Source organism: Paenibacillus violae, from assembly GCF_032461945.1.
GTDB classification, from domain to species: Bacteria; Bacillota; Bacilli; order Paenibacillales; family NBRC-103111; genus Paenibacillus_E; species Paenibacillus_E violae.
Genome location: NZ_JAWCUD010000002.1, coordinates 501,308 through 525,930, shown reverse-complemented (window position 1 = coordinate 525,930; position 24,623 = coordinate 501,308). Strand labels below are relative to the sequence as shown.

Sequence of the window (24,623 nt, the reverse complement as noted above, 5' to 3'; positions counted from 1 at the left end):
AAGTAAGAAAAGGCTCTTATTTGAAAAGTGAGGTTGAGAAGGGGAATGAATAAACGATTAATTGTAGTAACCTTTTGCATTGTTTTCGTATTGGTTGTTGCCTTCCAATTGAAAGGAAAGTTCAACCCGCCGGCGGAAGAAACGTTCAGCAAAAATGAGATACGTTATGGAGCTACGGGTGCAGACGTCAATGAGCTGCAAGGACGTTTGAAATTCATCGGTTTTTATGGCGGCAATATAGACGGTGATTATGGGTATAAGACATTAACGGCTGTGAAACGTTTCCAAGGCGAATTTGGGATGACCGTAGATGGAATTGTAGGGCCAAAAACAAAACTTAAACTATGGGAAGCTACGAAGAATTGGAAACCAACTGCACCAGCGACTGGAGGTAACACAGGCGGTGGTGGTGGAGGTGGCGGCGGAACTGCTGGTGGTACAGAGAATGCTGCTTCGGACCAAAAGCCGGCTAATCTTACTCCATCTAATAACCTTGGCCTCTCGGAGCAGGATATTAACTTGATGGCGAATGCTGTGAATGGTGAAGCACGCGGCGAGCCGTATGTTGGACAAGTAGCAGTAGCCGCAGTCATTTTGAACCGCGTCAAAAACCCGAGCTTTCCTAACACGGTTTCGGGTGTTATCTTTCAACCAGGTGCGTTTACCGCTGTAGCAGATGGCCAAATTTGGCTTACACCTAGCGAGTCGACGAAAAAAGCGGTTAAAGATGCATTAAGCGGCTGGGATCCTACAGGCGGGTGTATCTATTATTTTAACCCGGAAACAGCAACATCCAAGTGGATTTGGAGCCGACCACAAGTTAAGAATATTGGCAAGCATATTTTTTGTAAATAATTTTGAAATGGACAGGGAGAAGGAACCGGCATTGGTTGCTTCTCCTCTTCGTATAGGAATATAATGGAACTATTACGATCTTAGAAGGGAGACAGACCTTTGAAGCATATACAATTTGAGCGCAGTACATTGAATCATATTCGTTTGCATGTGCTGCCGACAGATCGGTTCAAAACGTTTGCTATTTCCGTGTACATAGGCCGTCCCTTAGATGAAGATACGGTCACGAATACCGCCCTTACTCCTTTTGTATTACGCAGAGGAACAGAATTACGGCCGGAAACGAAGCAATTTCGAGAGTATTTGGATGATCTGTACGGTGCAGGTTTTGGATTTGATATTTACAAAAGAGGCGATTATCAAATTGTGCAGTTGCGGATGGATATCATTAATGACCGTTTCGTAAAGTCTGCGCAATCACTCTTGAAACAAGGGCTTGATTTTGTTGGAGAAACGCTTACACGACCTGCTCTGGAAGGTAATCATTTTCGCACCAAATATGTAGATTCCGAGAAGCAAACGCTTCAGAAGCGTATTGAATCCGTTATTAATGATAAAATCCGCTATGCCGCTGAGCGCTGCATCGAAGAAATGTGCAGTGACGATCCGTATCGTCTTCACCCATTGGGTAAAATAGCGGATCTTGACCGTATTAATTCCGAGCAGCTTTACGAACAGTATAGACAGTGGCTTCAATCACAGCCGATAGATATTTATGTGGTAGGTAACACAACGCTCGCTGAAGTTGAAGGAATTGTCTCTTCCGCGTTCAAAATTGATCGCAATCAAGATGTTGGTTACGTGACCTCGGCTCCGCGGGGCGCTTCAGGTGAAGTGAAAACGGTTGTCGAGCGATTAGACGTTAATCAAGGTAAACTCAACATGGGACTGCGCACGAATATTTCCTATGGGGATGAGCTCTATCCTGTAGCTCTTATGTATAATGGGGTCCTAGGCGGATATCCGCATTCCAAGCTGTTTATTAACGTCCGTGAGAAAGCAAGTTTAGCTTATTATGCTTCTTCTCGATTTGATGGACACAAAGGCATATTAACGATCCAATCAGGTATTGAAATGGCCAATTATGAGAAAGCGGTTGATATTATCCGCAAGCAGCTAACGGCGATGGAGCAGGGAGATATCAATGATATTGAACTAAGCCAGACGCGGGCTATGATTGCGAATCAGCTTCGAGAAATCCAGGATTCCGCTTTTGAATTAATTTCTTTTGATTTTAATGCGATCTTGTCGGGTAAAGAGCGCACAGTAGCGGGGTTAATCGAGTCCGTGGAACAAATCGACGTTCCGGCGATTGCTGATGCTGCTAAGCGAGTTCAACTGGATACGATTTATTTTTTACGGGATCGGGAGGGAGAGTAGGCCATGAAAGTTATTCCTTATCCACACCTGGGTGAAACGATTTATCACGAAGTGCTCGATAATGGGCTTCATGTGTTTGTTCTGCCCAAAGAAGGTTTCCAGAAAACCTATGCGACGTTCACGACGCAGTATGGTTCTATCGATAACGATTTTCAAGTTGAAGGGAAAGCGGCTGTTCAAGTTCCGGACGGTATTGCCCATTTCCTGGAGCACAAAATGTTTGAGGAGCCCGAGGGTGATATTTTCGCAACTTTTGCTTCGAACGGGGCATCAGCGAACGCTTTCACAAGTTTTGACCGGACCGCGTATTTGTTCTCGTCAACGGACAATTATTTAACCAATTTAACGACATTAATTAATTTCGTGCAAAATCCTTATTTTACAGATGAAAATGTGGAAAAAGAAAAAGGGATTATCGGTCAAGAGATTAAAATGTACGAAGATAATGCTGACTGGAGAAGCTATTACGGTTTAATTGAATCCTTATATGCCAAGCATCCCATTCATATTGATATCGCGGGGACCGTAGCTTCGATTTCCAAAATTACAAAGGAGACTTTGTATGAGTGCTACAATACCTTCTACCATCCGAGCAATATGAGCTTGTTTGTTGTAGGTGGGGTGAATGCGGAAGAAGTAATTAAACTTGTGAAGGAGAACCAAGCTGCCAAAACATTTCCACCGCAAGGAGAAATCAAACGATTTTTCCCGGAAGAGCCAGTAGAGGTGAAGGAAGCACGCAGAGTTACCTTGCTTCCAGTATCGATGCCGAAGTGTTTAATTGGCTTCAAGGAGCAAGCGCCGGCTGTGAATGGCAAGGATTTGCTAGTCAGAGAACTGACAACGAAATTAATGCTGGACGTCTTGTTCAGCTCAAGCTCGGATATTTATCAAGCGCTTTATGATGAACAGCTTATCTCTGATAATTTCGGACATGAATATAATTGCAGCGATGGATATGCCTTCTCTATCCTTGGCGGAGACACCAAAGATCCTGATCAGCTTATTGCCCGTATCCGTGAAGAAGTCGAAAAAAGGAAAAGCCCTGGGCTTGATGAGGTTACCTTTGAACGCAGCCGCAAGAAAAAAATCGGCAATTTCTTACGGATGATGAATTCCCCGGAATCGATTGCGAATGAGTTTACGAAATACCGTTTTAAAGGCATTGATTTGTTTGACATTTTGCCTGTTTATGAGCAAATTACGCTTCAGGATGTTAATCGACGCTTCAGAGAGCATTTTGATTGGAGTAAGCTTGCTATTTCCATTGTTCAAAGTCGTGAGAAGTCGTGACCTTTTCCAAGCCATTTAGTGAGCAAACGGTTCTCATTACGGGTGCCAGCCGGGGGATTGGAGCAGCGATTGCTGAGCGCTTCGCCGCGGTAGGGATGAAAGTGGTCATCCACTACCGCGATTCTCATGAAGCGGCGAATGAAGTTGCCAGAACTTGCATGAAGCATGGCGCGAAGGTACTCACCGTATCTGCAGATGTCAAATCCCGAGAACAAATTCTTTTGATGAAGGAAAAGCTGGAGCAAAAAGATATGGTTCCTGATATCATCGTGAATAATGCTGGTATTGCTCATTACGGGCTGTTGTCAGATGTAAGCGAAGAAGAATGGGATTCTGTCATGGACGTTAATTTAAAGGGAGCATTTCTTTGTTCGCAAACCTTTATGCAAGCGATGATTTCCCAAAAGTATGGTCGAATCATTAATGTATCCTCGATTTGGGGTATCTCAGGGGCATCTTGTGAAGTGGTGTATTCCACGGCAAAAGGTGGGCTGAATGCGTTCACTAAGGCATTAGCTAAAGAACTTGCTCCATCCGGCGTAACAGTGAATGCCGTTGCTCCAGGGGCTGTTGAAACGGATATGATGTCCGGGTTTCAAACTGAGGAGCGGGATGCGATTGCCAGCGAAATTCCGGTCGGCCGCTTTGCAATGCCTTATGAGGTGGCTTCGCTCGTTTATTTCTTGGCCTTGCCTGAATCCGGCTATATCACGGGTCAAATTATAAGCCCTAATGGTGGATGGTTAACTTAATGTCATTGTAAGAAGCGCGCATAATTCTAGTGGGAGAAGCGAATATTACTTATGTAATGACCATCTCTCATAACTCAAAGGAGGCTTCTTACAATGGCTACAGTACTTAAAGTATTTGACAAGTGGAAAGAGTTTCTGGCTGAACGGGTTAGTCAAGCTGGACATGCGGGGATGAGTGATGAAACCATCTCAAAGCTCGCTTTTCAAATTGGTGAATTCCTAGCTGATAAAGTTGATCCGGAAAATGAGCAGGAACGTGTGCTCAAAGAGCTATGGGATGCCGGGGATGAGCAGGATAAACGTACGCTTGCCCGCCTCATGGTAAAATTAGTAGACAAAGGTTAATAACCGTTTTACAATTCAATAGGGTACTATGTGAAAGCCTCCTCTTTCGGAGGCTTTTGCACGCTTTCTTAGGTAGAAAGGAATCGAATTTTATGATTATCAAACGTTCTATGCTTATGATTTTGCTCTTATCTTTTATTGTTGCAGGCTGTGGAAATCGAGGTATTCCAGTTATCAAACAGGAGTTATTGGATAAGAAATTATCTGTCTTGATGCTTTCTAGCGTTAATTTATCTCAAACCGCTAAGGACTCCATTGGGAGTGCGCTTCAAAAGTGGAGAGACGCCAATTTTATCGCCTATGATTGGATTAACGATTTGAGTGCAGTGGATGATCGTGTGCTCACGAAATTGAAAGCAAGCTCGTACGATTACATATATGTTATCGGCAACGATTTGTTTCCTTCGGCCAATGGGGTGATTCAGCAGGGGTTAAATCCGGGTAAATGGACATTATTACAGAGTCAGTTGGATGTAAACGGGAGTGCGAGCACAGCCATTGAGCAAGCTGCGTTATTGCAAATTGATTCTCAACAGATTGAAAACTTGAAGAATCAGTGGATTCAAAATCTCATGGCTCAGAATGTTACGGTGGAATGGGTAACGAGAAGCGATCGCCCGATTCCTTCCGCATGGGCACCTTCGGAAGAAGCGGACCACATTGTTTTGCTTGATAATAATGAACAATGGTTTCAGCAGCTAGCTTTCCAAACGAGACAGCACTATGCTGCTTGGATTATTTTCTATTCTCCCGCGACAGAAGCGCAGCTGCAAAAAGCAAAAACGCTGGGAACATCTGTCATAGATGTTTCTAATTCATTATCAGCTGAGCTTAACTGGCCGCAAATTCTCGATGACCGGCTTCTTGTAATGACAAGTAAGTCATGGCAGAAAGGCGCTTTAAATTATAATGAAAAAGAGCTTACTGAACTCAAAATGAAATAAATTCGTGCTTCTTTACAGAAGGAAATTGGCGAAAATTGTAGAATTTATTTGAAGAGCTAACAAAAGGACGTTACAGATACAGCGATGAGGTGGAAGGATTGGACGTTAAAGAATGGTATATGGAGTATAAGATTCACAAAAATCGTCCCGGGTTATTAGGGGATATCGCTTCCTTAATGGGGATGTTGGATATTAATATTGTAACCATTAATGGGGTTGAAGATCGTACGCGCGGTATGCTTCTTCAAACTAACGATGAAGAAAAAATTGACTTAATGGGTAAAATGCTGAAAAAAGTAGATAATATTACTATTACGGCATTGCGTCCACCCAAGCTCGTGGATATTTTGGCTGTACGTCATGGTCGATATATCGAACGTGATTCGGATGATCGCAAAACATTCCGGTTTACCCGTGATGAGTTAGGGTTATTGGTTGACTTCCTTGGCGAGGTTTTCAAACGTGAAGGTAATCATGTGATCGGGCTTCGCGGCATGCCTCGGGTTGGCAAGACGGAATCGATTATTGCAGGAAGTGTTTGTGCAAATAAACGCTGGACATTCGTTTCTTCCACGTTGCTTCGTCAGACGGTTCGCAGCCAATTATCCGAAGATGAGATGACGCCTAACAATGTGTTTATTATTGACGGAATCGTTTCCACGATTCGTTCGAATGAGAAGCATCATAGTCTTTTACAGGATATCATGGCTATGCCTTCTACGAAGGTAATCGAGCATCCGGATATATTTATTCGCGAATCGGAATACACTTATAATCACTTTGATTATATTATTGAGCTTCGTAACAGCCCGGATGAGGAAATCAATTACGATTCATTTACGTATACGTCCGAACCATTTTAAGGTTTGTAACGTCATTAACTAATGAGATTCCCGTGGGGAGGTGACCATTATGTCTGATCTTGGATACATTTTACGCAAGACACGATTGGAAAGAAAGATTTCGCTAGATGATTTGCAGGAAGTTACAAAAATTCGTAAACGCTACCTTGAAGCCATTGAAGAAGGAAACTATAAAGTGCTGCCAGGAAGCTTTTATGTACGAGCTTTTATCAAAAGCTATGCCGAAGCGGTAGGGTTGGATCCAACTGAAGTGTTGAATATGTACGAGACAACGAATCCTTCTCCAGTCGTGGAAAAACCGGTAGTAGAAACAATTCGTAAAAATCGAACGAGCGTTCGTAATACAGAGAAAATGAGCCGTTGGGCGTCAAGCGTTATGTTTATTTGTTTCATTTTGCTCATTTTCGGAATTGTGTACTATTATACATATAAGAACTATAAGGGAACACCGGCAGGGGAAAAGCCTTCTCAAACGCAGTCTCCGCGAATTACGGATACCACGAATCCCGGGGCAGGAACGACTCCGACAACTTCAACGAATGCCTCCAGTGAAGGTAAAGTGGAGCCTCTTCCGACCCCAACACCGGCACCGACACCGACGCCACCAGCGGTACAAGTTAAATTTAGCAGCAACGAAAAAGGCGTAGATAACTACACGATTACTGGCACTGCGAATTTAAACATACAGATGAAAATAAACGGTTCCTGCTGGATTCGAATTGATGCCCTTACAGATGGTGGCGGTAAAGACATGTTAAGACAAAAACTTTACAAAGCAGGCGATACCGACGCCTTTGATTTGACAAGTTCCGCCTATCTGAATGTAGGAGCAGCAAGTGCGCTAGAGCTTACTGTGAACGGCACCGTGGTACCTGTTGGTGATACACCTAATCCAAAGCGTGTACAGCTGAACTTGCAAAAAAACTAGCATTTTGGCAGTTCCTGCGCTTTCCCGGGTAATGAAATCATTTCCTCAAGAGACATCCTAGGCCGTGGGGCTGCGGGATGTTTCTTTTTATTAGACTTCTTGCTATAATGCTATTGTAATTTGATGGAAAGGGTGTTTGGTCTAAGATGAGTTCAGAAAGTTCGTTCGATATTGTATCCAAGGTGGATATGCAGGAGTTAAATAACGCCATTCAACAGGCTGAAAAAGAGATTGCAACCCGCTTTGATTTTAAAGGCAGCAAAAGCAGCATTAAATTAGAAAAAGATCAATTAGTCGTTACTTCGGATGACGAATTCAAGCTTCAGAATGTTCTAGATATCCTGCATGCGAAAATGACAAAACGCGGGATTTCGATCAAAAATCTCGATTACAGCAAGGTAGAACCAGCTGCCAGCTCGACTGTAAGACAGAAAATCAGTATGAAACAAGGTGTCGATCAAGAAAATTCGAAAAAAATCAACATCCTGATTCGTGATTCGAAACTTAAGGTGAAAACGCAAGTACAAGGAGATCAAATTCGGGTAACAGGCAAGAGCCGTGATGATTTGCAGGCTGTTATCGCTCTGCTTCGCAAGGCGGAGATTCCTCTTGATCTGCAATTTGTAAACTTAAAATAGGCATACATACCATGTTATTGAAAGAGAAGCCCCCTGCTGCTAGGGGGTTTTTACATTTTGACACCCTATAGGGCTTGTATTATACTTGTAGGGAGCGTTTTTAGGACTATTGGAGGTTGTTTCTTTCATGACAGAAAAGGTTAAAGTAGTAACCCTCGGATGCGAGAAGAATATGGTCGATTCCGAGATTATGGCTGGATTAATACATGGGCGTGGTTTTCAGCTTGTAGATAACAAGGAAGATGCCACTGTCATTATCGTGAACACTTGCGGGTTCATTGATGCAGCGAAAGAAGAATCCGTAAATACAATTTTGGATATGGCAGAACTCAAAGAAACAGCGAATCTTAAGGCGCTTATCGTGTCAGGTTGCTTAACCCAGCGTTACAAAAAGCAGCTGCTCGATGAAATGCCGGAGATTGACGGAATCGTGGGAACGGGAGATTTTGACAAAATCAATGATATTGTTGATGAGGCTCTGCGCGGGAAAAGACCGGTTCTTGTTGGGAATCCGGTATTTAACTATGATGCGGACCTGCCGAGGCTTGTTACAACGCCTAGATATACAGCGTATGTAAAAATCGCCGAAGGTTGCGATAATGCCTGCACATTCTGCAGTATTCCGATCATGCGCGGCAGCTTCAAGAGCAGAAGCATGGAGTCCATTGTAGCGGAAGTAGCAAACTTGGCTTCACAAGGCGTGAAAGAAATTAGCTTAATTGCACAGGATTCTACGAATTACGGTACAGATTTGTATGATAGCTTTATGCTGCCTACGCTTTTAAATAAAGTGAGCGAGGTAGAAGGCATCGAGTGGGTACGTCTGCACTATGCATACCCTGGTTTCTTTAGCGATGAGTTAATCGAAGTGATGGCGACGAACCCGAAAGTATGTAAATACATCGATATGCCGCTTCAACACAGCGAAGATTCTATTCTTAAACGTATGCGTAGACCTGGCCGTCAAAAGGATACCCGTGAGTTGGTTCGCAAAATTCGCGAATCGATCCCGGATGTTGCGCTTCGGACTTCACTTATTGTAGGGTTCCCGGGAGAAACGGAAGAAGATTTCGAGAACTTGAAACAATTTGTTCGAGATGTACAGTTCGATCGCCTTGGCGTTTTTGCTTATTCCAAAGAAGATGATACTCCGGCGGCACGTTTGCCGAATCAAGTGCCTGATGATGTGAAAGAGTATCGTGCGAATGCGATCATGGAAATCCAAAGAGAAATTTCGAATATCCGCGGCGGACGCCGTATCGGTCAAGAAATTGATGTACTGATTGAGCGGTACGATGGTAGAAGTGATGTGTATATTGGGCGTTCTCAATTTGATGCTCCCGAGATCGATGGGGAGGTATTCGTATCGAATGGTAAACTAACGATCGGTGAACTCGCCAAAGTTCGTATTACCCACTCTTATGAGTTTGACTTATCTGGGGAGGTAATTGCATGAACCTGGCCAACCGCATCACCGTGGCGAGGATTTTACTAGTACCGATCATCATGTTTTTTCTGTTGATTAAGGTGAAATTCCCTCATATACGGATTGAGGAATTTAGCATTACGTATAATCAAATTATTGCTGCTACTATTTTCATTATTGCAGCGAGCACAGATAGTTTAGATGGTTATATTGCCAGAAAACGCAATCTAGTAACCAATTTAGGCAAGCTGCTTGATCCCTTGGCGGATAAGCTGCTTGTTACGGCTGTGCTCGTTTCACTAGTGGAAATGGGTAAAGTAGATGCTTGGATCGTCATTGTTATTATCAGTAGAGAATGGGCTGTAACTGGTCTTCGCCAAATTGCTCTGCTGGAAGGCACAGTGATGGCGGCTAGTAAGTGGGGAAAAGCAAAGACGGCAGCTCAGATTACAGCCATCATAGCGCTACTTATCAATAATTTTCCGTTTACGTTTGTAGATTTTCCTTTTGATGTCATAGCAAGTTGGGCAGCGGCCATCATTACGGTCTACTCAGGTATCGAGTATTTTGTGAAAAATAAACATGTCATAGACTTTTCAGAAAAGACACAATAGGTCATCCTATTGGTTTTTTTCTATTCTAGGAGGATGCTGGGATGAAAGCAGAAATCGTTGCTGTTGGAACAGAGCTCTTGCTTGGACAAATTGCGAATACGAACGCTCAATTTCTTTCTAGGGAGTGCGCCGCAATTGGTGTGGATATATATTTCCAAACCGTAGTGGGTGATAATGAGCAGAGATTGCTGGAAAGCCTCACGTTAGCCGCTTCCAGAGCCGACGTGGTCATCTGCACAGGTGGTTTGGGACCTACACAGGATGACCTAACAAAAGATGTCCTAGCGGCTTACGTAGGTCGTCAGTTAATCATTCATGAGCCGTCCATGAACGCAATCACCCAGATGTTTCAATCACGCGGCATACATATGGTTGAAAGCAACAGGCGTCAAGCGTTAATGCTTGAGGGCAGTGATCCATTACATAACGAAACAGGACTAGCGGTAGGTGTTGCCTTCACGTTTGAAGGAACTCATTTCATTCTTCTGCCTGGCCCGCCCAAAGAAATGAAGCCCATGTTTACCAATTATGCGGTTCCTTGGCTGCATGCGGTTATGCATGATGAAGTTCCGCTTTATTCCAAAATGCTTAAATTTGCCGGCATCGGTGAATCTAATTTAGAGCATCAATTAATTGATTTGATTCAGGCACAATCGGACCCAACCATTGCTCCATATGCCAAAGAAGGCGAAGTGACGATTCGTCTGACGACCCGCGCGCAAACGGCGGAAGAGGGCGAGCGTAAACTGTTTGCGACTGAACAAGAGATTAGAAGCCGTTTAGGCCAGCATATTTACGCGGATCAAGACGTACCGATTGAAACGATAGTTTTGAAAATGCTGGATGAACGCAAGTTGTCGCTTGCAGTTGCTGAGAGCTGCACAGGCGGTTTGCTCAGTGATTTAATAACTTCAATACCCGGGAGTTCGAGCTCTTTCCTGGGGGGGATTATCTGTTATTCCAATGCGCTAAAACATAAACTTCTCGGTGTTCCTATGGATGTGCTGGAAGGTGAAGGCGCGCCAGGTGCCGTTAGCAGCGAAACAGCGGTTATCTTAGCAGAGAACTTGCTCACGACAACGGGGAGTGACTTTGGCATTTCCGTAACCGGTGTAGCCGGTCCTGGTTCGTCTGAAGGCAAGCCTGTCGGGCTTGTGTATATAGGATTTGCGCAAAAGAACGCGGAGACACAAGTCATTACGCTGCAGCTTTCCGGCAATCGGGAATCGATTAAACACAGATCCGCGAAGAGCGCGCTCTACCACCTTTGGAAACAGTTGAAAGAAAGCTAGAGTTCGCATATAATCAAATAAGTGTTAACGGAAGAACCGTAACAAAGCGATAACTTTGTTGCGGTTTTTTGTTTGTTCGCGAAAAAGTCGAATGTATGTTCGAAAAAGTACTTGGCAAACACCCCGAAACAAGTTATCATATACCTATAATGATAGAAGGAAGTGAGTGTTTTGACAGACCGTCGCGCAGCACTTGATAATGCATTACGACAAATTGAGAAACAATTCGGTAAAGGCTCCATCATGAAGCTTGGAGAGTCAACGCATATGCAAGTTGAAACGATTTCAAGCGGAGCGTTAGCCCTTGATATTGCTCTAGGAATAGGTGGATTCCCACGCGGAAGAATTATTGAAGTATACGGACCTGAGTCCTCAGGTAAAACAACAGTAGCTTTACATGCGATCGCTGAAGTCCAAAAGGTTGGCGGACAAGCTGCATTTATCGATGCAGAGCACGCTTTGGATCCTTCTTATGCAAGTAAGCTAGGCATTAACATAGATGAGCTGTTGCTCTCTCAACCTGACACTGGTGAGCAAGCACTAGAGATCGCAGAAGCGCTTGTAAGAAGCGGCGCGGTTGATATTATCGTTATTGACTCTGTAGCGGCACTAGTACCTAAAGCAGAGATCGAAGGCGAAATGGGAGACTCTCACGTGGGTCTGCAAGCACGTCTGATGTCTCAAGCACTTCGTAAGCTATCTGGTGCAATTAACAAATCCAAGGTTATTGCGATTTTCATTAACCAGTTGCGTGAGAAGGTCGGCGTTATGTTTGGAAACCCGGAGACAACGCCTGGTGGCCGTGCACTGAAGTTTTATTCCTCCGTTCGACTGGATGTTCGTCGCATAGAAACGATCAAGCAAGGTAACGATATGGTCGGTAACCGCACGAGAATTAAGGTCGTTAAGAATAAAGTAGCTCCTCCGTTCAAACAAGCGGAAGTAGATATTATGTACGGTGAAGGAATCTCACGTGAAGGCAGTATCATTGATATCGCAACTGAGATGGATATCGTGAATAAAAGCGGAGCTTGGTATTCCTATGAGGGTGAGCGTTTAGGCCAAGGTCGTGAAAATGCAAAGCAATTCTTGAAAGATAACAAAGCAATTGCCGAAACAATCGAACAAAAAATCCGTGAAAACAGCAATTTGATTGTTGCTGTCGGGCCAAATGTAGACGAGGAAGACGATGAGTTAGAAGCGGCTTTCGAGTAAGATTCGATGATATGATACCGTGAAAGCACCTTAAACCTTAGGTTAGGGTGCTTTCGTGCATGAAAGGGGCTAGAAAGCTTGGAGCAGGAAGAACAGCAGATGTCTATCATCACACTAGTAGAGAAACAGAAGCGGGGGAAGCACCGCTATAATATATTTTTGAATGAAGAGTACGCGTTTTCCGTTCACGAAGACATTCTGATTAAGCATCGGTTAGTAAAAGGAGAGAGTGTAGATCTCCAAGATATGGAGAGAATCATTCAAGATGAAGAGCAGAATAATGCGTATATGAAGGCTTTGCGAGCGATTGGCCGGCGACCGCATTCATCGAGCGAGTTGAAACGCAAGCTCAAAGAATCTGGTTATGAACCACCCATTATCGAATGGGTGATTGAGAAGTTAGCTTCGCAAAATTATCTGAATGATGAAGAATTTGCTAAAATGTGGACGGACAGCCGGATTATTTCTCAAAAGAAAGGCCGCAACCTCGTTCGTCAAGAGCTGCAGCAAAAAGGTATCGATAAAGAATTGGTTAAACATGCAATGGAGAACATCAATCAGGAAGATGAAATAGCTGGAGCCATGAAACTTGCTCAAACGAAATGGAAGCAAACTTCAGGTGAGCTTTTTGACAAGAAGAGAAAGACGGCAGCTTTTCTAATGCGCAGAGGGTACACGGGGGCCGTAGTGACGAAGGTGCTTGGGCAATTGAGCAGCGAGCCGAGTGAAGATGATTTTGAAATCCATGATGATTCCTTCGATGATTAATGTTGTTAAATATTAACTGAAATTACTTAACAACATGAATGAATAAAAGGGTACGTAGTTGGGCATGATGATCTTCTCATGGACTATCGCTTGACAAGCTTCTTCGACAAAAGATAAAATAACAGTGTATATTTTCATAATGTATTCAAAATCATACTTATTTCATTGATTTTGAGAGGACAGATGTAAAAACCGCCAATTTTTACACTGTTGATTATGGATTATTAGCACTATAGTGCCTCTTACGCACAGTGCGCATTCATTTAAAAGCCATACTCTTTTTACTTTAGGGTATGTATGACTAGTCAAACAATTAAAAATCGGATTAAAAAACCGAACGGAATCCCAGGCTAACACCTTGGAGAAACCAACGAGGAGGTGAACAAGATGATGACTTTCATCTGGATCGCGATCATTCTCATTGTTGGAGCTGCATGCTTAGGGATTGGTTATTTTATCCGTAAATCTCTTGCAGAAGCGAAAATTTCCAGTGCTGAAACAGCCGCTGAGCAGATTAGAGAAGCTGCTAAGAAAGAAGCAGAAGCACTGAAAAAAGAAACGGTTCTGGAAGCAAAGGACGAAGTGCATAAGCTTAGGTCCGAAGCTGAAAAAGACATTCGTGAGCGTCGGAATGAAATTCAACGACAAGAAAGACGATTGTTGCAAAAAGAGGAATCGCTGGATAAAAAATTAGAATCTCTCGAGCGTAAAGAAGAGCAAGTTTCCAACAAAGAGAAGCGGATCGAGGATACCCAAAATCAAATTGATCAGCTTTATAAAAGCCAGGTTTCGGAGTTAGAGCGTATCTCAGGACTTACAATGGAAGAAGCGAAAAGCATCATTCTTACCAATGTGGAGCAGGAAGTACGACACGAGACCGCACAGCTTATTAAAGAAATCGAACAACAGGCCAAAGAAGACGGCGATAAGAAAGCCCGTGAAATCATCACGCTCGCCATTCAACGTTGTGCCGCAGATCATGTTGCTGAAACGACCGTTTCAGTTGTTTCACTACCAAATGAAGAAATGAAGGGCCGTATTATCGGTCGTGAGGGACGTAATATCCGTGCATTGGAAACATTAACGGGTATTGACCTTATTATTGATGACACGCCAGAAGCAGTTATTTTATCTGGATTTGATCCAATTCGTCGCGAAATTGCTCGTACATCCCTAGAGAAACTTGTTGCCGATGGACGTATTCATCCAGCACGTATTGAAGAGATGGTTGAGAAATCCCGTAAAGAAGTGGATGAACGCATCCGCGAATATGGGGAGCAAGCCACGTTTGAAGTTGGAGTTCACGGATTGCATCCTGACTTGATTAAAATTTTGGGTCGACTGAAATTTAGAACAAGTTATGGTCAAAACGTATTGAAGCATTCCATGGAAGTAGCTTATCTGGCTGGTCTGATGGCCGGGGAGCTCGGGGTAGACGTAACTTTGGCGAAACGTGCCGGGCTGCTTCATGACATCGGTAAGGCGCTTGACCACGAGGTTGAAGGATCTCATGTCGAAATCGGTGTTGAGATTGGTAAGAAATACAAGGAACATCCAGTCGTCATTAACAGTATTGCTTCCCATCATGGCGATGTAGAAGCAACTTCCGTTATTGCGATGTTAGTCGGAGCAGCAGATGCCTTATCCGCGGCGAGACCTGGAGCACGCAGGGAAACGCTCGAAACATATATTAAGCGTTTAGAAAAGCTCGAAGAAATTTCGGAATCTTTTGAAGGTGTTGAGAAATCATACGCCATTCAAGCAGGCCGTGAAGTACGTGTTATGGTTCAACCTGAGAAAGTGGATGATACCGAAGCGTTCCGTCTGGCCCGCGATATTACCAAAAAAATCGAGGGTGAACTCGATTATCCAGGACATATTAAGGTTACGGTCATTCGTGAAACACGAGCTGTTGAATACGCTAAATAAGAGTAACCAATGCGAAAAGTGGCTGATACAGCCACTTTTCCTTATTTTATAGGCGGGCCGATTTCATAGTATCACTACCCTCCATGCATCTATGTGAATAAAGGAGCTACAAAATTGTTATGAAAATTGTATTTATTGGAGATATTGTTGGATCTGTTGGACGCAAAGCACTAAAAAATGTCATGCCTCGTTTAAAGCGAGATCATCCTCACGCCGTGTTCATCGCCAATGGAGAGAACGCTGCTGCAGGGAAAGGGATAACATCAGCCATCGCGAAAGAAATCTATGAGATGGGCATTCAGGCGCTTACAATGGGCAATCATACATGGGATCAAAAAGAAATTTTCGATTTTATTGATCGGGATGAGAAAATGGTTCGTCCAGCCAATTTTCCGCCAGGTACGCCAGGCAGGGGACATACTGTCATTAAAGTGAAAGATCAGGAGCTGCTGATCATCAATTTACAAGGGCGCACATTCTTGCCGCCAATTGATTGTCCATTCCGCAAAGTAGATGAGATCCTTGAAGCGGATAAGAAAAAACATAAATTTATTTTTGTCGATTTCCATGCTGAAGCAACGTCTGAGAAAATTGCAATGGGGTGGCATTTGGACGGGAGGGTATCGGCGGTTGTCGGCACACATACCCACGTGCAAACCAATGATAACCGCGTCTTGCCGCAAGGCACGGCTTATGTGACAGATGTGGGAATGGTTGGTCCACGTGATGGCATCCTTGGGGTGGAGCGAAATGCTGTGCTTCAGAAATTCAAAACACAGCTTCCTGTGAGATTTGTAACCGATGAAGGGAAATGGCACTTCCACGCTGTCGTTATCGAGTTGAATGATCAAACAGGTCAAGCGAAAGCCATCCAGCTTATTCGGTACGATGAAGACCAAGTTTTCATGGATTAATAGTTATTTCAGAAAATTTTGAGAATTAGAACGTAATAGAAAGTCATGTTTGTGCTGTCTCGGGAATATGATGATTAATGGAACTATCCATCATTCCCGAGGAGGTACTATTCATGGATGTATTAAAAGTTTCAGCAAAATCCAATCCAAACTCCGTTGCAGGTGCTTTGGCAGGTGTGTTGCGTGAGCGCGGGGCAGCTGAGCTCCAAGCGATCGGTGCAGGCGCCTTGAACCAAGCCATCAAAGCAGTAGCGATCGCAAGAGGATTTGTGGCGCCTAGCGGAGTTGACTTAATTTGTGTACCAGCCTTCACAGATATCGTGATTGACGGGGAAGATCGGACGGCCATTAAATTAATTGTTGAGCCGAGGTAATGAACTTCACCATACATAGGAATGCCTGCAGCCTGTTTACCTTGTAGACAGGTTTTTTATTCTACGCCAAAACCTCTGACAAGAGGTTTTTGTCTTGTTTAGCGATAAATAAGGAGGCTGGATGGATGAAGATCATGGATGGTCATTGCGATGCGTTAACGAAGTTGTATGTGAACCCAAAGCTCGATTTTGAGAAGGAAGATCAGGAACTGGATGTCAGTTATCCGAGACTAAAGCATGCGGGCGTTAAGGTGCAGTGTTTTGCCATTTATTTATCCGACTCTATCCAACAGCCGACATTTGATCATATCTTACAGATGGTTGATATTTTTCATCGGAAAATTGTGAGTCATTCGGGTATTAGATTTATTCAGAATGTGCAGGACTGGCATGAAGTAGAAGCGGGAGATCAAATTGGCGCAATTCTGACACTTGAAGGCGTGGATGCATTGGCAGGCAATTTGACCCATCTAAGAATCCTGTACCACCTCGGTGTACGAAGCATAGGACTAACTTGGAACTATGCGAATTGGGCCGCAGACGGCGTAATGGAGCCTAGAAAAGGCGGATTCACAAGAAAAGGTAAACTCATGTTAAGAGAATTAGAAACTATGGGTATAATAGCAGATGTGTCACACTTATCGACGGCGGCATTTTGGGAATTGGTCGAAGGTTATAACAAACCTTTTATTGCTTCACACTCCAATGCTCAGAAAATATGTCCCCATCCAAGAAATTTATCAGACGATCAAATCAAAGCTATCATCCAATGTCAGGGTCAAATCGGCCTTACATTTGTTCCTTACTTCGTTGATAGCGTGAATCTGGCAGTTTCTATTCCAGGTTTACTTAAACATATTGATCACGTCTGCTCGTTGGGGGGAGAGAGACAAATTGGGTTTGGATCGGATTTTGACGGCATTGAACAATGGATCAAAGGGTTAAGACATGCAGGGCAATACGAGAATCTAATCGAGGCGCTTTGTAAAAACTATAACGAAACACAAGTAGAGGCTTTTTTGTTTGGAAATTGGCGGAATTTCATGCTGACGAACCTTCCGAAATGAAAATTGAAAATCGATCTAAAATTGATATGGATTCGATCTAAAAACTCTATCTTTTAGAATCGTTGGTACCCCTTGCATTTTGCTTCATAAAGGCATAGAATTTGGTTGACAAGTGAAAGGTTTTTTTTATTGCATTATCTTATCTTACTAAACAATTTAGCTTTTAATGTCTTCGAGCAGCTACAATCAAAAGGAGTGGACGTACGGTGATTAGTCAGTTATCTTGGAAAATCGGAGGTCAACAGGGTGAAGGGGTCGAAAGTACTGACCGTATCTTCTCTACTGCATTGAACCGTCTCGGTTACTATTTGTATGGGTACCGTCATTTCTCTTCACGGATTAAGGGGGGACATACAAATAACAAGATTCGCATCAGCACCAAGCCGATTCGCGCAATTTCAGATGATTTGGACATTCTGGTTGCATTTGACCAGGAAAGTATCGATTTCAACGCTCACGAGCTTCGTGACAATGGGGTCATCGTTGCAGATGCCAAATTTAACCCTGTTTTACCTGAAGGAATTAAAGCACGTCTGTTTCCAGTTCCAATTACAGCAATTGCAGAAGAACTAGGAACATCCCTATTTAAGAACATGGCCGCATCGGGAGCTTCTTGGGCATTGCTCGGTTTGCCGCTTGATGTGTTTAATAAAGCTGTTGAAGAAGAGTTCGGTCGTAAAGGCGCAGCTGTCGTTGAGAAAAACGTTGAAGCTGTTCGCAAAGGTGCTGAATCCGTACTTGAATTGGCTGGCGGCCCAATCGCTGACTTCCAATTAGAGCCGGCTGACGGCAAGCAAAAATTGTTCATGATCGGTAACGATGCAATCGCTCTGGGAGCTGTAGCTGCTGGCTGCCGTTTCATGCCTGCATATCCGATTACGCCTGCTTCCGAGGTTATGGAATACTTGATTAAAGCACTTCCTAAATTCGGCGGTACAGTTATCCAAACAGAAGATGAGATCGCAGCTTGCACAATGGCAATCGGTGCTAACTACGCGGGTGCACGTGCACTGACAGCTTCCGCTGGTCCTGGTCTGTCCTTGATGATGGAAGCTATTGGCTTGGCTGGTATGACAGAAACGCCAGTTGTTATCGTTGATACACAACGCGGCGGTCCAAGTACAGGTCTTCCAACGAAACAAGAACAATCTGACTTGAACGCAATGGTCTACGGAACACACGGTGAAATCCCGAAAATCGTTCTGTCCCCAAGCACAATTGAAGAGTGCTTCTATGATACAATTGAAGCTTTCAACTTGGCTGAGAAATACCAATGCCCAGTTATTCTGATGACGGATCTTCAGCTTTCCTTGGGTAAACAATCCGCTGAAATGCTGGACTACAACCGTATCGTCATCGATCGCGGTGCTCTGGTAACAGAAGCTCCTGAGCTAGAAGCAAATCAATTGTTCAAACGTTATGAATTCACAGAGAATGGCGTTTCCCCTCGTGTAATCCCAGGCGTTAAACATGGTCTTCACCACGTAACTGGGGTAGAGCATGACCAAACGGGTCGTCCTTCGGAGAGCACAGAGAATCGTCAAAAAATGATGGATAAACGTCTTGAGAAGTTGAAACACATTCAAGTAACAGATGCGATCAAAGCAGATGCTCCTCATGAGAACCCAGATCTTTTGATCATCGGTATGGGATCCACTGGTGGAACAATTGATGAAGCAAGACGCCGCGTTGAACAAGAAGGCATCAAAACAAACCACGCGACTGTACGCTTGATTCATCCGTTCCCAGCTGAACAGCTGAGACCACTTGTTGAGAAAGCAAAAACAGTTATCGTTGTTGAAAACAATGCAACAGGTCAATTGGCTGATCAAATTAAACTGCATGTTGGTCATGCAGATAAAATTAAAAACGTTCTGAAGTACAACGGTAATCCGTTCCTTCCAGCAGAAATCGAACAAAAATGTAAGGAGTTGACTTTAGCATGGCAACATTAAAAGATTTTCGTAACAATGTAAAGCCAAACTGGTGTCCAGGATGCGGAGACTTCTCCGTACAAGCAGCAATTCAACGTGCAGCGGCTAATGTTGGTTTGGAGCCTGAAGGTTTAGCAATCGTATCCGGTATCGGATGTTCCGGACGTATCTCCGGTTACATCAATGCCTATGGTTTCCACGGTATTCATGGTAGATCTTTGCCAATCGCACAAGGTGTAAAAATGGCTAACCGCGACCTTACAGTTATCGCTTCCGGCGGTGACGGAGATGGCTTCGCAATCGGTATGGGTCACACGGTTCATGCGATTCGTCGTAACATCGACGTTACTTATATCGTAATGGATAACCAAATCTACGGTTTGACAAAAGGTCAAGCATCTCCACGTAGTGCGGAAGGCTTCAAAACGAAAAGTACACCGCAAGGTACAATCGAGTCCGCTATTTCTCCGTTAGAAGTAGCGATGGCTGCCGGTGCAACTTTCGTAGCACAATCTTTCTCCAGTAACTTGAAACAGTTAACAGCTGTTATCGAAGCTGGCTTGAATCACAAGGGATTCTCCTTGATCAACGTATTCAGCCCATGCGTTACTTTCAACAAAGTAAACACGTATGATTGGTTCAAAGAAAACATTGTTGATTTGGATGAAATTCCGGATTACGATTACACAAACCGCGTTATGGCAATGACCAAAATCATGGAAACAAACTCCATGTTGACAGGTATCATTTACCAAAACAAAGATAAAAAGAGCTATGAAGATTCCATCCCTAGCTTCGCTAAAGAAGGACTTTCGAAACAAGATCTTCAAATTTCAGAAGCAGACTTCAACAAAATGCTCACTGAATTCAAATAATGGTTTGACCTTGAGGGCATATGGAGATAATCCGTATGCCCTTTTTGCTGAGCGGCAATACTGACAACTATACTAATCAAAGGATGATACCCTAATGAAAACAGTTCCCGTTGGAGTTTCGGCAAGACATATTCATCTGACAGAGGCGCATATTGCGATTTTATTTGGAGAAGGGTATGAGCTTCAAGTATTTAAAGATCTTTCACAGCCAGGACAATTCGCAGCCCAAGAAACAGTGTCCATCGTCGGACCGAAATCCAGGATGGATAAAGTGAGAATTCTGGGTCCTGCACGCCCTTTTACCCAAATTGAAATTTCGCGCACGGATGCATTTTCTTTAGGAGTTAACCCGCCTGTACGCGAATCAGGCCATATCGATCAAACACCAGGTTTGAGGGTGATAGGTCCAGTAGGGGAAGTAGAACTTGATCAAGGTGTGATTGTAGCAGCTAGACACATTCATTTTCACACGTCAGATGCAGATCAATGGGGCATCCAAGACAAACAATTGCTCCGTGTCAAAGTAAATGGCGAAAGACCGTTGATTTTTGAAAATGTGATTGCTCGTGTTTCCGAACAATTTGCTTTGGACATGCATATTGACACAGATGAGGGGAACGCAGCAGGGGTCAAAACAGGGGATATAGCTGAGATTCTTGACTAGTTCAAAAAGAGCTATTTTCACGGTTATGCCAATTTCTTTTTGTACTAAATAGGCATGTGATGTTATAATAAAAGTTGCGTAATTATTCGTGAATTACGTAAGTTTTACCAACGCAAACACGTAGGAGGAACGGAAGTGGCTAACCAAGTGAAATCCGATAAGGATTATTCTCAATATTTTCAGCCTCCTTCACTGTCAGATGCTAAGAAGCGCGGAAAAGAAGAAATCGCCGTTCACTATGATTTCCATATCCCTGAGGACATGCAGGGGTTCGGCAAAGATAAATATTATTTGATTCGCACTTACGGATGTCAGATGAATGAGCATGATACAGAAGTTATGAGGGGCTTGCTTGAACAAATGGGTTATCAGACGACGGAAGACAAGTACCAGGCAGACGTGATTCTGTTGAATACTTGTGCGATCCGTGAAAATGCGGAGGATAAAGTGTTCGGTGAGCTTGGACACTTGAAGGCGCTCAAAGCACAGAAGCCAGGACTTGTTCTTGGGGTTTGTGGCTGCATGTCACAGGAAGAAGCTGTCGTCAATCGGATTATGCAAAAGCATGCTTTTGTTGATTTGATTTTTGGAACACACAATATTCATCGTTTGCCTAGTTTGTTGAAGGACGCTTTTTATAACAAAGAAATGGTTGTTGAAGTATGGTCCAAAGAAGGCGACATTGTTGAAAATTTACCGAAGAAGCGGGAAGGTATCCGCGCTTGGGTGAACATCATGTTCGGATGCGATAAATTCTGTACATACTGCATTGTTCCGTATACGCGCGGCAAAGAGAGAAGCCGCAGACCGCAGGATGTGCTTGCTGAAGTAAGAGATCTTGCACGACAAGGGTTTCAAGAAATTACGCTACTTGGACAAAACGTCAATGCTTACGGCAAAGACTTTGAAGATATTACTTATTCTTTCGCTAATTTGATGGATGATATCCGTAAAATTGATGTTCCGAGGATTCGTTTCACAACCTCACATCCAAGGGATTTTGATGACGACCTGATTGAAGTTTTAGGCAAACGGGGTAATCTGGTTGAGCATATTCATCTGCCCGTACAAGCGGGGAATACCGAAGTCCTGAAACGGATGAGCAGGAAATATTCCAGAGAGCATTATTTGGAACTTGCCCGCAAAATTAAAGCCACGATGCCGGATGTCGTGCTAACTACGGATATTATCGTTGGTTTCCCAGGTGAGACAGACGAGCAATTCGATGAAACGATGTCTTTATACGAGGAAGTAGGATTCGATTTCGCGTTTACATTCATTTATTCGCCGCGCGAAGGTACACCTGCTGCTGGAATGGAAGATAATGTTCCGATGGAAGTGAAGAAACAGCGTTTGTACCGCTTGAATGAGCTTGTGAACGCTCACAGTAAAGCGAGTAACGAGAAGTTGCTAGGCCAAACGGTTGAAGTACTTGTTGAAGGCGAAAGTAAAAATAACGCCGATGTACTTGCCGGGCGCACACGAACGAATAAGCTGATTCATTTTACCGGCTCCAAAGAGCTAATCGGTCAAATGATTGACGTCAAAGTGACGCATGCGCAAACATGGATTTTGAAGGGCGAAATTGTTCAGGAACCCTTGAAAGTATCCATTTAATCCGATTGTTATTATTGATAGGAGTGTGAATGAGAGTGTCCCAATGTGATCATCAACATGATAACCAGCCTCATGCTTTTAAAGTTGAGGAATTTACGAATACGGAAATGATCGTTCGCGAAGATATTTTAGACAAAGCCAAAGAACTGGCCAATTTGTTGACGACTTCGAATGAAGTGCAGTTTTATCAAAAAGCAGAGAAGCAAATTGCTACAAACCCGGACATTCAAGTTTTAATTAGCTCCATTAAAAAGAAGCAAAAAGAAATTGTGGCGTTCCAGACATTTAAGAACGAGAAAATGGTTCAAAAGATCGAGAATGAAATCGAAGTTCTGCAAGATGAATTAGATGGAATTCCCATTGTAAGTGAGTTTAAACAAACACAAGATGATATCAATTATTTACTACAACTGGTGATGTCGGTCATTCGCGATACGATTTCCGATAAAATCAATGTAGAAGCAGGAACTTCAGAAGCACCGACATCTTGTGACTAAGATGAAAGATGACTTCCCGTGGGTTAGCGAGAATCGCCCTCTATTCAGGCCTTAGCTTGATGTGAGTGGCGATTTTTTCCAAAGGGACCAATAGGAAACATGAAGGAGAGATTGTCATGCTTACCGTACGTAATCTAAGTAAAGTATATCCGCCAGACAATCAAGTGCTTTCTCAGGTTAGCTTTCAAGTGGATCAAGGCGAATTTATCGCCGTGATAGGTAGTAGCGGGAGTGGGAAAACAACATTGCTGCGCTGCATTAGCCATCAAGAAAAGTGGACAAGCGGCCAGTTAATTTATAACTCTAATGATATCTCTCAACCGGGACCTTGGGAGCGCTTTAAATTAGGCAAGGATTTCGCTTACTTAGAAGAGAAACCTGCGCTGAATCGAAATAAAAGCGCTGTCAAGAATGTCATGATGGGCAGAGTGTTTCAAGCGCCAATACGAGTTCTTACAGGCATGACGTCCAGGGATGAGCATGTAGATAGCATGGATTATTTGGAAAAGGTAGGCCTGCTGGATAAAGGGGACAAGAAGGTTGGTCAGCTTAGCGGCGGTGAGCAGCAACGTGTAGCCATCGCAAAGGCTTTAATACTTGGACCTAAAGTGCTCGTCGCTGATGAGCCTGTTTCTGGTCTAGATCCGAAATCAACGGAGTATATTCTTCAGGATTTGAAGTCATTATGCAAAGATAGGAATATGAGTGTAATCGCTACATTGCATAAGGTGGAATTAGCAGAGCGATTCGCAACACGTATTTGGGGTCTTTCAGAGGGTAGGATCGTACTCGACATCCCCGCTAGACAGTTAACGATGCGTGAGAAAAAGCTTGTATTTGGTGAAGTATGATCCAGGTCTTATTCGTTTGTTTAGGAAATATTTGTCGCTCTCCCATGGCAGAGGCTGTTTTTCACCATCAGGTCAAACAAGCCGGACTTGAACATGCCATTGCTATTGATTCCGCAGGCACAGGTGATTGGCATATCGGACATCCGCCGCACCAAGGAACACGGGATATTTTAGATAAAAACCAGATTGACTACAAAGGCATGCAAGCTAGACAGGTAACATCCGATGATTTCGTGCAATTTACGTATATCATTGCGATGGATGAGAGTAATGTGCAGAATCTAGCTGCGTTCGCTCCTGAACCGGTAGATGGTGAGAAGCGTGCTTCCATTCATAAATTGTTGGATTTTGCACCCGGGCGAAAGGATAAAAATGTTCCGGATCCCTATTATACGGGGAATTTTCAAGAAGTTTACGAGATGGTTGAAGAGAGCTGCGCAAACTTATTGACGTATATCCTTGATAAGGAACAACTTACATAAAAAGTTATTTAGAAAACGGAGCCCGCAAATTCGCGAAGCTCCGTTTTTTGTCGTTGAAAATGCTTAATTGTGTATACATTTGTACGAATAAATTGTAAAAACAAAC

General features: G+C 43.5%; 25 protein-coding genes. All 25 read left to right on the top strand.

Translation table 11 applies throughout. From position 1 onward, the window contains the following. The first annotated feature begins 45 nt into the window (after positions 1 to 45). The 25 genes from sleB (at position 46) to RQP52_RS09220 (ending at position 24,517) form a co-directional block, all read left to right on the top strand. On the top strand, positions 46 to 855 hold the full coding sequence (sleB, locus tag RQP52_RS09340) for a spore cortex-lytic enzyme (protein WP_315951027.1): 810 nt from the start codon (positions 46 to 48) through the stop codon (positions 853 to 855). A 99-nt stretch (positions 856 to 954) separates the two neighbouring features. Next, entirely contained in the window at positions 955 to 2,235 is a 1,281-nt protein-coding gene (gene yfmF / locus RQP52_RS09335) for an EF-P 5-aminopentanol modification-associated protein YfmF (protein ID WP_315951026.1), read from the top strand. Between the two features lie 3 nt (positions 2,236 to 2,238). Beyond that, positions 2,239 to 3,528: an EF-P 5-aminopentanol modification-associated protein YfmH gene (yfmH, locus tag RQP52_RS09330; protein ID WP_315951025.1), complete on the top strand. Its 1,290-nt coding sequence runs from the start codon at positions 2,239 to 2,241 to the stop codon at positions 3,526 to 3,528. Continuing rightward, positions 3,525 to 4,280 (top strand): elongation factor P 5-aminopentanone reductase, encoded by a 756-nt coding sequence (gene ymfI, locus RQP52_RS09325; RefSeq protein WP_315951024.1) that lies wholly within the window; start codon positions 3,525 to 3,527, stop codon positions 4,278 to 4,280. Before yfmH ends, ymfI begins: the two co-directional genes overlap by 4 nt. Before the next feature lie 93 nt (positions 4,281 to 4,373). Next, on the top strand, positions 4,374 to 4,625 hold the full coding sequence (locus RQP52_RS09320; RefSeq protein WP_127450964.1) for a DUF3243 domain-containing protein: 252 nt from the start codon (positions 4,374 to 4,376) through the stop codon (positions 4,623 to 4,625). A 110-nt stretch (positions 4,626 to 4,735) separates the two neighbouring features. Further along, positions 4,736 to 5,569 carry a hypothetical protein gene (locus RQP52_RS09315; RefSeq protein ID WP_315951023.1) on the top strand — a complete coding sequence of 278 codons (834 nt, stop codon included), beginning with the start codon at positions 4,736 to 4,738 and terminating at the stop codon, positions 5,567 to 5,569. 119 nt (positions 5,570 to 5,688) lie between these two features. Beyond that, positions 5,689 to 6,432 (top strand): DUF3388 domain-containing protein, encoded by a 744-nt coding sequence (locus tag RQP52_RS09310; protein ID WP_379171917.1) that lies wholly within the window; start codon positions 5,689 to 5,691, stop codon positions 6,430 to 6,432. A 49-nt stretch (positions 6,433 to 6,481) separates the two neighbouring features. Beyond that, positions 6,482 to 7,360 carry a helix-turn-helix domain-containing protein gene (locus RQP52_RS09305; protein WP_315951022.1) on the top strand — a complete coding sequence of 293 codons (879 nt, stop codon included), beginning with the start codon at positions 6,482 to 6,484 and terminating at the stop codon, positions 7,358 to 7,360. Between the two features lie 146 nt (positions 7,361 to 7,506). Beyond that, the gene (locus tag RQP52_RS09300) at positions 7,507 to 7,998 is read left to right on the top strand and encodes a YajQ family cyclic di-GMP-binding protein (RefSeq protein WP_315951021.1); all 492 of its coding nucleotides are present in this window, start codon (positions 7,507 to 7,509) and stop codon (positions 7,996 to 7,998) included. Between the two features lie 127 nt (positions 7,999 to 8,125). Further along, positions 8,126 to 9,454 (top strand): 30S ribosomal protein S12 methylthiotransferase RimO, encoded by a 1,329-nt coding sequence (gene rimO, locus RQP52_RS09295; RefSeq protein ID WP_315951018.1) that lies wholly within the window; start codon positions 8,126 to 8,128, stop codon positions 9,452 to 9,454. After that, positions 9,451 to 10,038 (top strand): CDP-diacylglycerol--glycerol-3-phosphate 3-phosphatidyltransferase, encoded by a 588-nt coding sequence (pgsA, locus tag RQP52_RS09290; RefSeq protein WP_127450952.1) that lies wholly within the window; start codon positions 9,451 to 9,453, stop codon positions 10,036 to 10,038. Before rimO ends, pgsA begins: the two co-directional genes overlap by 4 nt. 41 nt (positions 10,039 to 10,079) lie before the next feature. Next, positions 10,080 to 11,330, top strand: coding sequence for a competence/damage-inducible protein A (locus RQP52_RS09285; protein ID WP_315951017.1), 1,251 nt, complete (start codon positions 10,080 to 10,082; stop codon positions 11,328 to 11,330). Between the two features lie 171 nt (positions 11,331 to 11,501). Further along, the gene (gene recA, locus RQP52_RS09280; protein ID WP_315951015.1) at positions 11,502 to 12,545 is read left to right on the top strand and encodes a recombinase RecA; all 1,044 of its coding nucleotides are present in this window, start codon (positions 11,502 to 11,504) and stop codon (positions 12,543 to 12,545) included. A gap of 78 nt (positions 12,546 to 12,623) precedes the next feature. After that, complete coding sequence (locus tag RQP52_RS09275) at positions 12,624 to 13,313, top strand: regulatory protein RecX (RefSeq protein WP_315951014.1); 690 nt, start codon at positions 12,624 to 12,626, stop codon at positions 13,311 to 13,313. Between the two features lie 387 nt (positions 13,314 to 13,700). Further along, positions 13,701 to 15,242 carry a ribonuclease Y gene (gene rny, locus RQP52_RS09270; protein ID WP_315951497.1) on the top strand — a complete coding sequence of 514 codons (1,542 nt, stop codon included), beginning with the start codon at positions 13,701 to 13,703 and terminating at the stop codon, positions 15,240 to 15,242. 119 nt (positions 15,243 to 15,361) lie between these two features. Then, positions 15,362 to 16,156: a TIGR00282 family metallophosphoesterase gene (locus RQP52_RS09265; protein WP_315951012.1), complete on the top strand. Its 795-nt coding sequence runs from the start codon at positions 15,362 to 15,364 to the stop codon at positions 16,154 to 16,156. 113 nt (positions 16,157 to 16,269) lie between these two features. Further along, positions 16,270 to 16,530, top strand: a complete 261-nt coding sequence (locus tag RQP52_RS09260) for a stage V sporulation protein S (RefSeq protein ID WP_028558349.1) — start codon at positions 16,270 to 16,272, stop codon at positions 16,528 to 16,530. Between the two features lie 125 nt (positions 16,531 to 16,655). Further along, positions 16,656 to 17,597, top strand: a complete 942-nt coding sequence (locus RQP52_RS09255) for a dipeptidase (protein ID WP_315951007.1) — start codon at positions 16,656 to 16,658, stop codon at positions 17,595 to 17,597. 206 nt (positions 17,598 to 17,803) lie between these two features. Next, a complete protein-coding gene (locus tag RQP52_RS09250; protein WP_127450938.1) occupies positions 17,804 to 19,552 on the top strand; it encodes a 2-oxoacid:acceptor oxidoreductase subunit alpha in 1,749 nt (582 codons plus the stop codon). Then, complete coding sequence (locus RQP52_RS09245) at positions 19,540 to 20,406, top strand: 2-oxoacid:ferredoxin oxidoreductase subunit beta (protein WP_315951005.1); 867 nt, start codon at positions 19,540 to 19,542, stop codon at positions 20,404 to 20,406. The genes RQP52_RS09250 and RQP52_RS09245 overlap by 13 nt, the downstream gene beginning before the upstream one ends. A gap of 94 nt (positions 20,407 to 20,500) precedes the next feature. Beyond that, positions 20,501 to 21,070, top strand: a complete 570-nt coding sequence (gene pduL / locus RQP52_RS09240; protein ID WP_315951004.1) for a phosphate propanoyltransferase — start codon at positions 20,501 to 20,503, stop codon at positions 21,068 to 21,070. Between the two features lie 147 nt (positions 21,071 to 21,217). After that, complete coding sequence (miaB, locus tag RQP52_RS09235) at positions 21,218 to 22,687, top strand: tRNA (N6-isopentenyl adenosine(37)-C2)-methylthiotransferase MiaB (protein WP_379171911.1); 1,470 nt, start codon at positions 21,218 to 21,220, stop codon at positions 22,685 to 22,687. A gap of 29 nt (positions 22,688 to 22,716) precedes the next feature. Further along, the gene (locus RQP52_RS09230; RefSeq protein ID WP_315951000.1) at positions 22,717 to 23,184 is read left to right on the top strand and encodes a RicAFT regulatory complex protein RicA family protein; all 468 of its coding nucleotides are present in this window, start codon (positions 22,717 to 22,719) and stop codon (positions 23,182 to 23,184) included. 116 nt (positions 23,185 to 23,300) lie between these two features. Next, the gene (locus RQP52_RS09225) at positions 23,301 to 24,035 is read left to right on the top strand and encodes a phosphonate ABC transporter ATP-binding protein (protein WP_127450928.1); all 735 of its coding nucleotides are present in this window, start codon (positions 23,301 to 23,303) and stop codon (positions 24,033 to 24,035) included. Next, a complete protein-coding gene (locus RQP52_RS09220; RefSeq protein ID WP_315950998.1) occupies positions 24,032 to 24,517 on the top strand; it encodes a low molecular weight protein-tyrosine-phosphatase in 486 nt (161 codons plus the stop codon). The genes RQP52_RS09225 and RQP52_RS09220 overlap by 4 nt, the downstream gene beginning before the upstream one ends. Positions 24,518 to 24,623 lie beyond the last annotated feature (106 nt).